This window comes from Streptomyces sp. NPDC050164, from assembly GCF_044459945.1.
Lineage (GTDB): Bacteria > Actinomycetota > Actinomycetes > Streptomycetales > Streptomycetaceae > Streptomyces > Streptomyces coeruleorubidus_A.
Genome location: NZ_JBITJK010000040.1, coordinates 38,820 through 52,945, shown reverse-complemented (window position 1 = coordinate 52,945; position 14,126 = coordinate 38,820). Strand labels below are relative to the sequence as shown.

Below are 14,126 nucleotides of genomic sequence, written 5' to 3'. Positions count from 1 at the left end.
GAGAGGGGCTTGAACACTCAGTATCGGGTGCCGGCCGCCGGGGCCTGTGGTCCCGTGCCGGGCCTGGCGGTGTTCCCGCTGTCCGGGCGGCAGGGTGTCCGGGCGGCGGGCGAGGTCGTCCTGACGACACGTGCGATCTGGGAAGGCGTACTGGAGCAGGCCGTTCACGAGGATGAGGACGTGTACTACCTGGAGTTGTCCGACGTGACGTTCGTCGACGTCGCGGGCGCGGGTGCGCTCGCGGCCGCCGCCGGGCAGCTCGGGGACGGTCGGCGGTTCGTGGTGCGTCGGCCGCCGCCGGCCCTGCGGCGGACGCTGGACCTGCTGTGGCCCGACCACGCCGGGATCGAGGTATCGGTGTCATGACCGCTGCCGTGGCCGAACCCTTCGGACCCCTGGAACCCTTCGTCCATCCCGCGCTCTTCTACCGCGACGAGGACGAGTACCTCGACGTCACCGTGCCCTTCGTGCGCGAGGGCCTGGCGGCCGGCGACCCCGTGGCCGTCGCGGTGCCCGGCAAGAACCTGGCGCTGATCCGGGACGCGCTGGGCGAGGCCGCCGAGGCGGTGCGGCTCCTGGACATGTGCGAGGCCGGCCGCAACCCCGGGCGGATCATTCCCGGCGTGCTACGCGCGTTCGCCGACGCCCAGCCGCCCGGACGCCGGGTGCGGATCATCGGCGAGCCCATCTGGGCCGGGCGCTCCGACACCGAGTACCCCGCCTGCGTCCAGCACGAGGCGCTCATCAACGCCGCCTTCCGGGGCCGTACGGCGACCATCCTGTGTCCGTACGACGTCGAGCAGCTCCCCGAGCGCGTCCTCGCCGACGCCCACGCCACCCACCCGACCGTCATCCCCTCCGGCTCCCGGCTGGAGCAGGGCAGCGACGCGTACGCCCCCGGGGACGTCGTCGCCCGCTACAACGAGGCGCTGCCGCCCGTGCCGGACGCGCTGACGTATCCCTTCGACTCCGGCTCGCTCTCCCAGGCCCGGCACGTGGCCGCCGGGGAGGGCGCGCGGCTCGGACTCACCGGCGTCAAGCTGGACGACCTGGCCCTCGCCGTGGCCGAGCTCACCACCAACAGCGTGGTGCACGGCGGCGGCTCCGGGGTGCTGCGGGTGTGGACCGAGGACGGGTACGTGGTGTGCGAGGTGCGCGACGAAGGTCGGCTCGCGGACCTTCTGGCCGGGCGCCGGCCCGTGCCCCGCGACCAGCGCGGCGGGCGCGGGCTGCTGCTGGTGAACCTCATCGCCGACCTGGTGCGGGTGCACAGGGGAGACGACGGGACGACCGTGCGCTGCTGGTTCGCCCGCTGAGACCCGCTGAGGGCCTCGCCCCGCCGGCCGCTCAGGATCCCAGCGGATCCAGCGCCAGCGGTTCGATCCTGCCCTCCAGCATCGCGCCGAGGCCCTGCACGGCGCACACGTCCGGCCGCTCGGCGATGTGCACGGGCATGCCGGTCGCCTGGCGCAGCATCTGGTCCAGGCCCGGCAGCAGCGCGCTGCCGCCGACCATCATGATCCCCCGGTCGGCGAGGTCGGCGACCAGGTCGGGCGGGCAGGCCCGCAGCACCGTGCCGATGCCGTCGAGGACGGCGGTGAGCGGCGTCTGGATGGCGTCCCGCACGGCGGCGGTGTCGACCTGGACGGAGCGGGCCAGGCCGGTGGCGACGTCCCGCCCGTGGATCTCCGTCGAGGCCGGGCCGTGCGGGGTGAGGCCGTTGCCGGACAGGGCGAGCTGCAACGGCCGTACCGACTGGCTGGGCAGCATCAGCTCGTGCTCGTGCCGCAGGTGCTGCACGATCGCGTGGTCGACGGCCTCGCCGCCCACCGGGATGCGCTCGGCGGTGACGATCGAGCCGAGGGACAGCACGGCCACCTGCGTCGCCGCGGCACCGCACACCATGATCATCGTGGCCTCGGGCTGCTCCACGGGCAGTCCGCAGCCGACGGCGGCGGCGATCAGCGTGTCGACCAGCTCCACGCGGCGGGCCCCGAGTCCGACCAGCGTCTCGATGGCGGCGCGCTGGGCGAGCGGGTCGGCGTCGTGCGGGATGCAGGCCGCGGCGCGCAGGATCGGCTTGCGGCGCAGGCTGCGGCGCATCTTGTCGCCGAGCAGGTGCCGCAGCATGCGCTGCGCCATCTCGATGTCGACGACGGTGCCGCCGGAGACCGGATGTACCACCCGGATGTAGTCCGGTGTGCGGCCCGTCATCTTCTCCGCGAGCTCGCCGACCGCGATCAGCGCGCCGGTGCGGGTGTTCACGGCGGCGGCGGACGGCTGGTCGACGACGAGCCCGGCGCCCTTGACGTAGACGCGTGTGCGGGCCGCCCCGAGATCGACGGCGAAGTGGCAGCGGCGCAACTGCTCCAGACTGGCGGTCATGGCAGGTCCTCCCGAGAGCACAGACCGTGGGAGGCCGCCAGGTGGCGGGCCTCGCATACGTGGGGCCGCCGGGCGGCGGGCCTCCCTCGCATCGTGCGCGGGAGAGGGCGGGGGCGCCTTTCGGAGGGGGCCGGGCGGGGTGCCGCCGAACGGGGGGTCCGGCCTCACCGGGCCTGGAGAGAGCGCGCGGCCTCCAGGAGCGGTGCCAGGGAGGTGACGGTGGTCTCGCAGCCCGCCTCGTCGAGCTGACGGGCGGCGGTGGTGTTGCGGGCGAGGCCGATGAAGCGCACTCCGGCCTGTTGGGCGGCGGTGAGTTCGGCGACCGTGGAGCCGATCAGTACGCCGGTCGCGGCGGCGCCGCCCAAGGAGTGCATCGCGCGCAGGAGGCAGTCGGGGTGCGGGGTCAGCAGGGCGAGGTCCTCGCCGCGGGCGTGGATGCCGGTCAGGGGGAGGCCGTAGGGCTCGAGGTAGCGGTGTACGGCCGGGGCGCCGACGTCCGTGACCACGCTGACGCGGCGGCCGGAGTCGTGCAGGGCCCGGACCAGCGGCACGGAGTTGTGGGTCGTCGGCGCGTCGGGGACCGCGCGCAGTTCGATCGCGTCGAGACGGTCGCGGAGCAGGGGGCCGAGCCGGTCCTGGGCGAAGGCCCGCAGGACGTCGAGCGGATGCACGAACGTCTCCCGTGCCGCGGCGGCGGCCAGGGGCCGGCCGGTCAGGGCGTCCTGCGGGTCGCGGTGCTCGGTGACGAGGGCGAGCAGGTCGAGTGCTGCCTCGCGGGCGGCGGTCGCCGAGAACAGGCGGGCCATGGGGCCGTCGAAGCCGAGCAGGACGGTCTCGGCCTCGCCGAGGAGACCGGACAGCGGACGTGCCGAGGGGGCCGGGACCCGCGGCATGCCGGGCAGGGCCGCCCCCTCGGGGGCCAGCTGCACCGATGCCGCCACCGACAGCCCCGGCACCGGCCACCTGCGCAGCCCGGCGTTGACCGCGCGCTGGGCCGCGCCCGCCCGGCGCAGCGGATGGCGGCGGGTGAGACGGGCCGCCTCCTCCAGCAGATGGCCGAGCAGCGGCTCGGACACCCGGGTGACCTCGGCGCGGACGAAGGCGACCGGGTCGTCCACCCGCCAGGACAGCTCGACCGCGGCGGTGAAGGCGCCCTTGCCGGAGCTCGGCAGGGAGACCCAGTGGTGGGACTGGTGGGTGGTGAGGTCCACCTCGTAGTACGTCTCGAGGCGCGGGGGCCGGTCGCCGTGCGGCTGGGCGGGGTTGAGGAGGGTGAGCGGGCCCTCGGGCTGGGTGTGGACGATGGCCGTGCGGCCCGGGGCCGGTATGCCGAGCCGGCGCAGGTCGTGCGTGATGAAGGGGCCCCGCACCAGGTCGCGGGCCTCGGGTTCGGGGTCGGCCGTGGAAGGGGACAGCGGGCAGTACCAGGCGACGGGCGGGGTGTCCGTGGCGCCGCCCCGGTAGAGGGGCTGGAAGCGCTGCGGCCCCTGCGCCGCCGAGCTGTCGGCGAACTGCTCGTAGACGTCCGGGGAGACGACCACCTGGATGTCGGCGGGCACGGGCGGTGCCTGCGGCGGCGGGGTGGGCCGGTCCCAGAACGTCACGGTCAGACGCGGCGGGTCCACCAGCCCGGTGAGCACCTCGGGCAGCCCGCGCAGGACCGCGACCAGCACGGGGAGCACGTAGGTGCCGGGTTCGGTGTGGACGACGTAGCCGTTGCCGCGGACCCTGACCTCGAACTGGGAGGCGGTGAGGGAGCCGCGGGAGAGCATCTCGTGCACCGCGTACTCGAGGGTGATGCGCGCCTCGGGGTGGCCGGTGAGGTCGTCGGCCTCGAAGAGGATCGTGGGGCGGGCGCGGTGGCCCAGCCGTCGTACCGTCTCCTCGCTCACCGTCGCGAACGTCGTGCCCGAGCCGTCGCGTTCGCCCGTCGTCTCGGCGTGGAACTCGCCGGCCGCGAGGCCCGCCCGTTCGTCGATCAGGCCCCCGACCTGTTCGAGGAACTCGCGGGTGCGGCTGCGGGTCGTGCGGGGCAGGGAGCGCAGGAGCAACTCCCGTACGCCGGGGCGGAACTCGTAGGAGCCGGGTGGGCCGGGGACGGAGGCGAGCATGCCGCTGAGGATCACCTCGGCCAGGTGCTGGGGGCGCGGGTCGCGGTCCACGGTGCGCTGGACCAGGCGCATCACCGGGACCGAGGGGACCGCCAGGGCGAGGTGCCCGGCGAGGCGGAAGGCCTCCGGGGACGCGGTCGCGCGGAAGCGCAGGACCAGGTCCTCCGGGGAGGACGAGGCGATGTCGGGGGTCGGTTCGGCGGGCGGGGCGGGGGAGGGCGGCAGCCATGCCGCCGCGCCCGGGGTGCGGGTGCCGCCCGGGTCGGCGACCAGGGCCGCCCAGTGGGCGAGCCAAGGGGCGCCCGGTTCCAGAACCGGAATGGGGAGGGCCTGGTCGGGGGGTGGTGCGGCTTCGTAGGGGGTGAAGGCGAGCGTCGCCGAGGGGGCCGCCGTGGACGAGGAGGTCAGCAGACCCGGCTCGGCGGGGAGTGCGGTGGTGGGCCAGAGGTGTTCCGGGAGGGGCTGGACCACGGCGAGCGGCAGGTGGCGGGCCCAGTGGCGCAGGGTGCGGTACCAGCGGTCGCCCGCCGCGCCCGGACGCCACTGCGGTCCCATGCAGTCGCTGACCACGAGGGTGACGGTGCGGCCGTCGTCGAGGACGGGGACGTGGCGGGCCCGGCCGTCCGGGGTCGCCGGGTGCAGGGTGACCGTACGGAAGATGCCCGACTGGGCGAGCGCGGTGTGCAGTTCGCTCACCAGGGGGCGCCAGACCGGCATGGTGGGGCCGGTGTCGTGCACGAGGTTCAGGCGCAGCCAGCGGTCGGGGGCCGGGCGCAGGACCGGGAACCACACATCGGGGTGGGCGCCGAGCCGGGCGATGCGGTCGGCCGTCGCCCGCTCGTCCAGGACCCGGACGTGCGGGGAGGGCACCTTGCGCTTCAGCGGGCGCAGGGCGCGCTGGAGCGCGAGGGGGTGGGGCAGCATCGCGGGTGCGGGGGCGAGGAGGGGGGATCCGCCGCCGCCCGGGGAGTCGTGCCGGTGGTGCGGGGAGCGTGGGGCGGGCAGGGCCAGCGGGACGCGGTCGGAGGTGTGGGGGACCGGCTCCGGCTCCGGTTGTGGGGGCGCGGGGGCGGGGGTTTCCGCCTCCGCGGGGGTGCTTCCCTCGTGTGCGGACGGGGCGTCGCCCTCGCCGGGCTCCCCCGACGGCTCCCCTTCCGGCCGGTCCGGCTCCAACTGGGCGGCCATCCACAGCAGTTCGGCCAGCTCCCGCGGCGTCGGCGGCGCACCGGCCGCGGACAGGGCCGCGGCCAGCCGGGCGACCGGGGACGGCCCGGGGCCGTGGTCAGAAGCCATCGCCGTCGGCCGTCGCGCTGAGGTACGGCATCAGCTGCTCGGCGAGGTCGTCCCGGGACTCGGCGTCGAGGCCCGCGACTCCCGTGAGGTAAAGGGCGTTCAGCAGCTGGTCGGTGGCGAGTTCGCCGCCGCTCGCCCGCTCCAGGAAGCGGTTGATCAGCCGGTCCGCGTGACCGTCCGGGGTGTCGAGGTGGGCGCGGACGATGTCGGTGAGCTGGTCCCGGTCGGGGCGGCGCAGCTTCAGCCGGACGCAGCGGCGCAGGAAGGCGGGCGGGAACTCACGTTCGCCGTTGCTGGTCAGCACGACGAACGGGAAGGCCCTGCAGCGGACCCGGCCGCGGTGGACGGTGACCGGGGTGTCCGTGCCGTCCGCGAGGACCTCGGCCGCGCCGTCGCCGAAGTGGCGGGCGGCACGGACCAGTTCCGGGATCTCGTACTGGCCCTCCTCCAGCACGTTCAGCAGGTCGTTCGGCAGGTCGAGGTCGCTCTTGTCGATCTCGTCGACGAGCAGGGCGCGGGGCCGGTCGTAGGGGAGCAGGGCCGTGCCGAGCGGGCCGAGGCGGAGGTGGTCCTCGACGTCACCGGCGGCACGGCCGGGCCCGTCCTGCCGCTCCCTGGCCGCGTACAGCCGGGACAGCGGGTCGTACTGGTAGAGGCCGTCGGCGAGGGTGCTGCGGCTGGTGATGTTCCAGCGCAGGACCGGGCCGAGGCGCAGCTCGCGCGCCACCGCGTAGGCGAGCGAGGACTTGCCGGTGCCGGGCGGGCCGGTGACGAGCAGGGGGCGGCGCAGGCAGAGCGCGGCGTTGACGAGCCGGACGCTCTCCGCGGTGGCCACGTAGGACTTCGCCCGGTGCACGCGGTCGGGCGAGACGGCCGTCGCGTCGTCGCTGTCGTGGGGCGGCGGCAGCGCGGGCCCGCCGTCGAAGGCACGCCAGGGCGGTGGGGCGGGGAGGTGGTCGATGCCGTCGTGCGGCTCGTTCCTGCCGGTGTAGACGGACCAGTGCGGCATGGGGGATGGTCTCCGCTCTCCGTTTTCGAGCTGGTGTTTCTCAAGGGCGCCGGGCCGTGCCCGCGGTGGGTCAGGCCACCGGGGTCCGGGCGTGGGCCGCGGCGACGGCGTGCGGGTCGGTGAAGAGGCGCGGGTCGTCCCACAGCAGCTGGATGCCGTGGGCCCAGTGGTCCTCCTCGGCGTCGGCCTCCTCGCGCAGGGCCAGGATCCGGCGGGGGAGTTCGGCGGGCGGTACGGCCGTGAGGCAGGCGTCGAGCGCGTCGAGGAAGGCCTTGCCGGTGCAGCCGTCCGCTCCGGAGCAGTCCTCCTGCCCCGAGCCGCAGCCGTCACGCGACCACACGATCACCGGGGCCGGCGCGGTGAGCGAGATGTCGAACTGCGGCCGGGTGCGGGAGGCGGCCGGGGCGGTGCCGAACCCGGCGAGGCAGGCGTCGGGCCGTCGCAGCCGCATCCGCAGCCGCCCGGGCTCCTTTGGCCCGCCGCACTCCACGCGGTGCATCCGCGCGCCCGGCAAGGAGTCCAGGCGCTTCCAGGCCCGGGTCAGGACATGCCGGGTGCTGGCCTTGCGCCGGGCGTGGTCGGTGACGACCAGCGGGTAGACGCAGCCGAGCGGCGTGGCGTCGTCGGGGGCGCTCTCCCAGCGGTCGACGGGCCAGTCCAGCCAGTCCCGGGGCAGCGCGAAGGCGACCAACTCGTCGGCGCCGGGCGTCAGATACCGGAAGGCCGCCTCGATACGGTCCTGGACGTACGCGCGCAGCCGGTGCTGCTCGACCGTGCCGGAGTCCACCGGGTGCCGCCGCCCCTCGCTGTACGCGGACACCTCGACGCGGACCAGGCCGTCGCCCGCGCCGCTGTGCCCGAGCTCGACGAGGATGGGCGACCAGTCGGGCGCCGACGGCTCCACGGCCGGGGTGTGCAGCAGGGCCTGAAGGCGGTCGGCGAACCGGGACACCGTCCGCGCGGCGCCCGGGCCGTCCAGTTCGCACAGCACGAACAGGGCCGCCGACCACAGCGAGTCGAACCCCTCCTCGGGCGGCGGCGGATCGAACGGGTCGGCCGCCGCGGTGTAGAGCCGTACCGGGTCGCAGTCCACGCCGGCGCGGGCCGCCTTCTCGACCAGGGCACGCAGCCGGGCCCGGTCGGCGGTGGTGTGGTCCGAGGTGGGGACCAGGCTCTGGAGGGCGGGCCAGTAGCGGGCCATGACCTCGGTGGGCATCATCCGGCCGGTGCGCACGTCCCGGGTGCCGGCCGCCGCCGTGGCCATGCCGACGACTTCGCCGGTGTCGGCCAGGGTGACGGCGGCCCCGCTGAAGCCGGGGGCCAGGGGCTGGCCGCCCGGGTGCCAGGCCTCCAGCTGGATCCACTCCCGTTTGATCAACTGGGGTGCGGTGACGCGGTATTCGGCGAGGGTGCCCTCGTCGAAGCCGGCCGGGAAGCCGTAGACGACGAGCTTGCGCGGTGTGGTGCCGTGCGCGGCGTCGACCGGGGCCAGCGCGGCCGGGGCGATGGGCACCTCCCGGTCGAGTTCCAGCACGGCGAGGTCGCCGAGGTCCGTGCTGGAGCCGGTCCAGCCGCCGTGGGCCACCACCCGGGCGGGCACGGGCGGGGAGCCGGGCCGCTCCGTGAAGGTCACGGCCAGGCCTTCGCCGTCGCCCACGACGTGGGCGCACGTCAGCACCGTGCCGGGTGCGACCAGGAACCCCGCTCCGGCCACCCGGCCCCGTAACTCGATCCGGGCGTGCCACTCGGCGCTGTTCAGGGCGCTCACCACTGCGCTGTCCACGGCGCTGTTCATGACGCGGCGCCGGCCTCCGGGGCGGACGGGGCCACCGGCGTGGACGGTGCTTCCGGCGCGGACGGCGACCATGACAGTTTCACCACCAGATGGCCCTCGGCGGTGCCCTTGGCGATGAACGCGCCCGTCTCCGCGGACAGTTTCACCCCGAACTCGATCTCCACGCCGTCGGGCTTCAGCGAGCCGTCCCGGAACACCCGCAGCGCGGACTCCGCCGCCGAGCGCACCCCGTCCAGGGCGCCCTCGAAGGTGCGGGTCGCCTGGACCGTACCGTCGCCGCGGGAGACCAGGCGGGAGCCGGACCGCTCCTCCACCGCCTCGACCGCGACCACGGCACCGTCACCGGTCCTGAATTCGACCAACCCGTCCACGACACCCCCGTCGTCCCACTGCACTGAGCATTTCCGTTGTTACGGAAGGTACTTGATGTCGCGTGGGGCATCCACCGCACTCACGGTCCCACCGTCCCCCGGATCACCCCCAGCTCCACCAGATCCTGCGGCCGGATGCGGAGCTGGTCCGCCGTCGCCTCCACCTCGCGCGGCGGCCGCTTGAGGATGGCCGCCGCGAGCTCCGGCGCGATCACCGAGAAGTAACTGTCCGGGGTGGCCCAGGTGTTGCCGGGCGCGGCCAGCGCCAGCGCCCCGCCGGACCCGCCCTCACCGATCACCAGAGTGGTCACCGGGGTGCGGGCGCCCGCCACGGCCCCGAACAGGTCCGCGATCGCGGCGCCCGCGCCCTGCCGCTCCGCCTCCGCGTCGCTGGCGGCGCCCGGGGTGTCCACGAGGGTCAGCACAGGGATGCCCAGCCGGTCCGCGAGGCGGATCAGACGGGCGGCGGTGCGGTAGCCGGCGGGGCGGGTCGCGGTCCCGGTCTGCGCGGCGTACGCGACTGTACGGCCCTCGTGCGTGCCGAAGCCGCACAGCATGCCGTCCGGGTCCGTGCCGCCGCAGCGGTCGCCGCTGATCGCGGCCCGGTCGGAGAAGTAGGCGTCCAAGTAGGCGGCGGCGCGCGGGCGTCGGGGTGAGCGGGCGCGCCGTACGGCGTCCCACCCGGTGGCGGGCAGGCCCGCGTCGGCGCCGAGCGGTTCGGGCGGCGGGGCCGGCGTGGTGGACGGGCACGTCAGCAGTCGCAGCCACCGGCCCAGCGTCTCCCGCAGCTCCTCCGGCCGTACGACCGCGTCCGCCGCCCCCGCCGCGACCTGCGCCTCGGCCGTGTACGCCGCCGGGTCCGCGTCCGCCGGCCGCACCCGGGAGCCGGCGAAGCCGACCTGGGCCCCGGGCAGCGCGAGGACCACGTCGGCGCCCGCGCCCAGGGTGGCCCAGCCGCCCCCGGTGGTCGGATCGCGCAGCACGGCGATCTGCGCGAGCCCCGCCTCCCTGGTGAGCGCCGACTCGCGGGCCACGCGCTGGAGTTGGCCCAGGGCGAGCATGCCCTCCTGCATCCGGCTGCCACCGGTGGCGACCAGCGGCACGACCGGGAGGCGGTGCTCACGGGCGTAGGTGTACGCCGCCTCCAGCCGGTCGCCGGTGCGCTCCCCCAGGGAGCCGCCGAGGAAGCCGAACTCGAACGCGATCAGCACGGCCCGGGTGCCGCCGACCCGGGCGGTGCCGCAGACCACCGACTCCTGCTCGCCGGTGCGTTCGGCGGCACGGGCGCGGGCGGCGTCGTAGCCGGGCCAGGCGAGCGGGCCGTCCGGCCTGGGCTCCCTTATGGAGATGGGCAGTTCGGCGAAGGTGGAGTCGTCGGCGAGGGCGTCGACGACCGCGCGGGCACTGAGGCGCTCAGTCATGGGGCAGCGCCCGCTTCATGATCTTCCCCATGTCGTTGCGGGGCAGGGCGTCGAGGTGGTGGACGACCCGTGGGCGCTTGTGCGGGGCGAGACGCCTGGCCACGTGATCCGCCAACTCCTCCAGCGACGGCGGTGACTGGGGCTGCGCCGGGACGATCCACGCCACGATCCGCTCGCCGAGGTCGGGGTCCGGCTCCCCGGTGACGGCGGCCTCCCGCACCCCCGGGTGTTCCAGGAGCGCGTTCTCGATCTCACCCGCCCCGATCTTGTAACCGCCGCTCTTGATCAGGTCGGTGGCCTTGCGGCCGACGATCCGGACATAGCCGTCGGGGTCGCGCACCGCCATGTCGCCGGTGCGGAACCAGCCGTCGGCGGTGAAGGCGGCGGCGGTCGCGTCGGGCCGGTTCAGGTACTCGGTGAACAGGTTCGGGCCGCGCACCTGGATCTCGCCGACGGTCTCACCGTCCAACGCGGTGACCTCCGAGCCGTCCTCCTCGACGAGCCGCAGCTCCACGCCCGGCAGCGGCACACCGACCGTGCCCGGGCGGGCCTCGCCGTCGGCCCGGACGCTGGTGTTCATCAGCGTCTCCGTCATGCCGTACCGCTCGATCACCCGCCGCCCGGTCGCGGTCGCGATCCTGCCGTGGTCGTGCACGGGCAGCGCGGCGGAACCGGACACCAGCAGCCGCGCCCCGGCCAGCGCCTTCACCAGCTCGGGGTCGCCGGTCACCGCCTCCGCGATCCTGTGGTACATCGTCGGCACACCGAACAGCATGGTCGCCCCGGCGTTCAGCTCCCGGGCGACGCCCTGCGTCGTGAAACGGCCCAGGTGCCGCACCGAGCCGCCGCGCCGCAGCGGGCCGAGGGTGCCCAGGACCAGGCCGTGCACATGGAACAGCGGCAGTCCGTGGACGAGTACGTCGTCGCCGGTCCACTGCCACGCGTCGGCCAGCGCGTCCAGGGTCGAGGCGATCGCCCGGCGCGGGATGACCGCGCCCTTGGGCGGGCCGGTGGTGCCGGAGGTGTAGACGATCAGCGCCGGGTCCTCGTCGTCCGCGTGGTCCTCGGGGACCGGGCCGGTGCCGTGCACGTCGACGTCCAGGCGGGCAAGGTCCCGTACGGGGGCGGGGAGTTGGTCGTCCGGGGCCGTGAGCACCAGGTCGGGCGCGCTGTCGGACAGGATGTGCCCGAGTTCCTTCTCGCCCGACTTCGGGTTGAGCGGCACGGCGGGCACGCCGGCCAGCAGCGCGGCGACGACGGCGACGGCGGTCTCCATGGTGGGCGTCGCCCAGACGGCGACCCGGCGGGCCTCCTGGATGCGTCCGGCCGTCGCACCGGCCGCGGCGGCGAGCTGCGCGTAGGTCAGGGAGCGCTCGCCGAACCGGAGGGCGGAGCGGTCGGCCGGGGCGCCGGCCGGGGCTTCGGTCAGGGCCGGGAAGAGAGGGGTCACGCGTCACATCTCCTTAGCTGTTTTCCTGTCGGACCGGTCAGCGGCCGGCTATCCCCAGCCGGGGACGACCATCACCAGCCAGGCCGCCGCCGGTACGACCGCCACCACGATCCCTCCGTACACCATCAACTGCCGGAAGAAACGCTCGCGGTCGACGTCCGGGGCGGCGGCGAGGACCAGTGCGCCGTTCGTGGAGAACGGGCTCACGTCCACGACCGTCGCCGATACGGCCAGTGCGGCGACCATGCCGATGGCCCCGATCTCGCCCCGTTCCAGGAACGGCACGGCCAGGGGGATCAGCGCGCCCATGATTCCCACGGAGGAGGCGAAGGCCGAGACGAGGGCGCCGATGTAGCAGAGCAGGACTGCGGCGAGCAGGGGGACGCCGATGTTGCCTACGCCCTCGCCTGCCCAGGTGATGGTGCCCATCTCGTCGAGGACGCCTACGTAGGTGAGGACGCCGCAGATGAGGAGGACTGTCGGCCAGGCGATTTCGCCCACTGCCTTTCGGCTGTCTTCCGGCCAGGCGGTGCTGAGGATGACGGCGAGGGTGATGGCGGTGAGGCCGGCGTCGAGGTCGAAGACGAGGACGGCGACTACCAGAGCCAGGAGGGAGGTGAGGGTGGCAACGCGGGACGGAGTGAGGCTGGTCGTTTCCGGGCTCGGCGTGCCGGTTGCCGAGGTCGGGTCGGGCCGCAGCTCGGCGGGGCGAGGTGCCGCTCTCTGTGGGACGGGCGCCGCCCCAGCGGCACGATCGCCCACAGTTATGTCTCCCCGCAGTTTCAGGCCACCGCACACCACGAACACCACCCCCGCGATCACCAAGTTCGCGGCGAGGGACGACAGGAACAAGACCACCTCGTTGCCGGGGAGCCTCTCGCGTTCCACGATGCCGTTGACGATCGAGCCGTAGATGCTGATGGGGGAGAAGCCGCCGGCCTGGGCGCCGTGGACCACCATCGCGCCCATCAGCAGCGGGCTGATCCCGTACCGGGCGGCGAAGCTCAGCGCGATCGGGGCGACGATCGCCACCGCGGCCGGGCTGACCGCGCCGATCGCCGTGAGCGCGCCGGTCAGCGCGAACATCACCCACGGGATGAGCGACACCCGCCCCCGCACGAGCCGGACGGCGGCGTGCACCAGCCAGTCGGTGGTGCCGTTGGCGCGGGCGATCGCGAAGAGGTACGTGACGCCGACCAGGACGACGAACAGGTCGCCGGGGAAGCCGGCGAAGATGCCGTCCGCGTCGAGACCGGCGACGAGCCCACCCACCCCGAAGGCGGCGGCGAAGGCGAGCGCGCCCATGTTGACGGAACGGGTGGTGGCGATGACGAACACCACGACGAGGACGAGGATCGAGATGAGTTCGGGGGACATACGGGCTCCCGTCTTTGGGCCCCGGAGCGGCTGGGAACACCCAGAAGAGTGGCCGAGTGGCTGAGCCACTTGAGTGCGTTGGCTGAACAGCGTGGGTGCGGCCCGGGTGTCCGTCAAGGGGTCGCGCGAGAATTGGTTCAGCCACTCGGCCAGTGAGGGGCGCCGGTGTTACGCTCCCCGCGAGAGGGGGACCCCGTGACCGACGCCCTGCGCCCCATGACGAAGCAGCGCCTCTACGAACAGGTGCTGGAGCGGCTGCGTCAGTACGTCGCCGAGGGGGGCCTGCGCGCCGGCGACCGGCTGCCGCCCGAGCGGGATCTGGCCCAGCGCCTCGGGGTGAGCCGCGCCTCGGTGAAGCAGGCGATCGTGGTGCTGGAGGTCCAGGGCCTGGTGGAGGCCCGGCACGGCGGGGGCACGTACCTCGTGCGGGACAGCCTGGACACCGAACCGGTCGAGCGGATGGTGGAACGCCGCCGGCGCCTGCCCGACGTACTGGAGGCGCGGGAGGCGCTGGAGACGAAGCTCGCCGAACTGGCCGCGGAGCGGCGCTCGGAGGAGGACCTGGCCGCGATGCGCTCGGCGCTCGCGCACATGTCGGAGGAGATCGCGGCGGGCGGTCACGGCGTCGAGGGCGACCGGCTGTTCCACGCGGCCGTGACGGCGGCGGCCCACAGCGCTCTGCTCGCGGAGTTCATGCGCTCCATCGCCGAGCAGATCGCCGAGAGCCGCACCGAGTCCCTCCGCCAGCCGGGCCGCCCGTCCCGCTCCCTCTCCCAGCACCAGGCCATCCTCGACGCGATCGCCGCACAGCAGCCCCGCCAGGCGGCCACGGCGATGCGGCGCCACGTCCGTACGGTGGCGAAGGTGCGGTTGCTGGACTGGGAACCGGAGGAGTCCTAGGGGGTGTCCGCAAA

11 protein-coding genes are annotated in these 14,126 nt (G+C 74.7%); 3 read left to right on the top strand and 8 right to left on the bottom strand.

Annotated features, from left to right (window positions below; all coding sequences use genetic code 11):
• The first annotated feature begins 9 nt into the window (after positions 1-9).
• Positions 10-366, top strand: coding sequence for an STAS domain-containing protein (locus ACIBNA_RS36600; RefSeq protein ID WP_399169516.1), 357 nt, complete (start codon positions 10-12; stop codon positions 364-366).
• The gene (locus tag ACIBNA_RS36595; RefSeq protein WP_399169515.1) at positions 363-1,316 is read left to right on the top strand and encodes an anti-sigma factor RsbA family regulatory protein; all 954 of its coding nucleotides are present in this window, start codon (positions 363-365) and stop codon (positions 1,314-1,316) included. The genes ACIBNA_RS36600 and ACIBNA_RS36595 overlap by 4 nt, the downstream gene beginning before the upstream one ends.
• Positions 1,317-1,347: 31 nt before the next feature.
• On the opposite strand, the gene ACIBNA_RS36590 is transcribed toward ACIBNA_RS36595, so the two are convergent.
• From ACIBNA_RS36590 to ACIBNA_RS36555, 8 genes are all read right to left on the bottom strand, one after another.
• On the bottom strand, positions 1,348-2,385 hold the full coding sequence (locus tag ACIBNA_RS36590; RefSeq protein ID WP_399169514.1) for a rod shape-determining protein: 1,038 nt from the start codon (positions 2,383-2,385) through the stop codon (positions 1,348-1,350).
• A gap of 164 nt (positions 2,386-2,549) precedes the next feature.
• Entirely contained in the window at positions 2,550-5,789 is a 3,240-nt protein-coding gene (locus tag ACIBNA_RS36585) for an SAV_2336 N-terminal domain-related protein (RefSeq protein ID WP_399169513.1), read from the bottom strand.
• The gene (locus ACIBNA_RS36580; protein ID WP_399169512.1) at positions 5,779-6,798 is read right to left on the bottom strand and encodes an AAA family ATPase; all 1,020 of its coding nucleotides are present in this window, start codon (positions 6,796-6,798) and stop codon (positions 5,779-5,781) included. The genes ACIBNA_RS36585 and ACIBNA_RS36580 overlap by 11 nt, the downstream gene beginning before the upstream one ends.
• A gap of 70 nt (positions 6,799-6,868) precedes the next feature.
• Complete coding sequence (locus tag ACIBNA_RS36575; RefSeq protein WP_399169551.1) at positions 6,869-8,557, bottom strand: trypsin-like peptidase domain-containing protein; 1,689 nt, start codon at positions 8,555-8,557, stop codon at positions 6,869-6,871.
• 32 nt (positions 8,558-8,589) lie between these two features.
• The gene (locus tag ACIBNA_RS36570; protein WP_399169550.1) at positions 8,590-8,964 is read right to left on the bottom strand and encodes a CU044_2847 family protein; all 375 of its coding nucleotides are present in this window, start codon (positions 8,962-8,964) and stop codon (positions 8,590-8,592) included.
• 80 nt (positions 8,965-9,044) lie between these two features.
• Entirely contained in the window at positions 9,045-10,385 is a 1,341-nt protein-coding gene (locus ACIBNA_RS36565; RefSeq protein WP_399169511.1) for a carboxyl transferase domain-containing protein, read from the bottom strand.
• Complete coding sequence (locus ACIBNA_RS36560) at positions 10,378-11,835, bottom strand: acyl-CoA synthetase (protein WP_399169510.1); 1,458 nt, start codon at positions 11,833-11,835, stop codon at positions 10,378-10,380. Before ACIBNA_RS36560 ends, ACIBNA_RS36565 begins: the two co-directional genes overlap by 8 nt.
• 48 nt (positions 11,836-11,883) lie before the next feature.
• A complete protein-coding gene (locus tag ACIBNA_RS36555; RefSeq protein ID WP_399169509.1) occupies positions 11,884-13,212 on the bottom strand; it encodes an SLC13 family permease in 1,329 nt (442 codons plus the stop codon).
• Positions 13,213-13,407: 195 nt separating this feature from the next.
• Here ACIBNA_RS36555 and ACIBNA_RS36550 point away from each other — a divergent pair, with 195 nt between their 5' ends.
• Entirely contained in the window at positions 13,408-14,112 is a 705-nt protein-coding gene (locus ACIBNA_RS36550) for a FadR/GntR family transcriptional regulator (RefSeq protein ID WP_399169508.1), read from the top strand.
• Positions 14,113-14,126 lie beyond the last annotated feature (14 nt).

Bases quoted from the DNA above. Each gene is read 5' to 3' on its own strand.
- ACIBNA_RS36595 (WP_399169515.1), top strand. From the start codon at position 363: ATGACCGCTGCCGTGGCCGAACCCTTCGGACCCCTGGAACCCTTCGTC.
- ACIBNA_RS36580 (WP_399169512.1), bottom strand. From the start codon at position 6,798: ATGCCGCACTGGTCCGTCTACACCGGCAGGAACGAGCCGCACGACGGC.
- ACIBNA_RS36565 (WP_399169511.1), bottom strand. From the start codon at position 10,385: ATGACTGAGCGCCTCAGTGCCCGCGCGGTCGTCGACGCCCTCGCCGAC.
- ACIBNA_RS36590 (WP_399169514.1), bottom strand. From the start codon at position 2,385: ATGACCGCCAGTCTGGAGCAGTTGCGCCGCTGCCACTTCGCCGTCGAT.
- ACIBNA_RS36585 (WP_399169513.1), bottom strand. From the start codon at position 5,789: ATGGCTTCTGACCACGGCCCCGGGCCGTCCCCGGTCGCCCGGCTGGCC.
- ACIBNA_RS36555 (WP_399169509.1), bottom strand. From the start codon at position 13,212: ATGTCCCCCGAACTCATCTCGATCCTCGTCCTCGTCGTGGTGTTCGTC.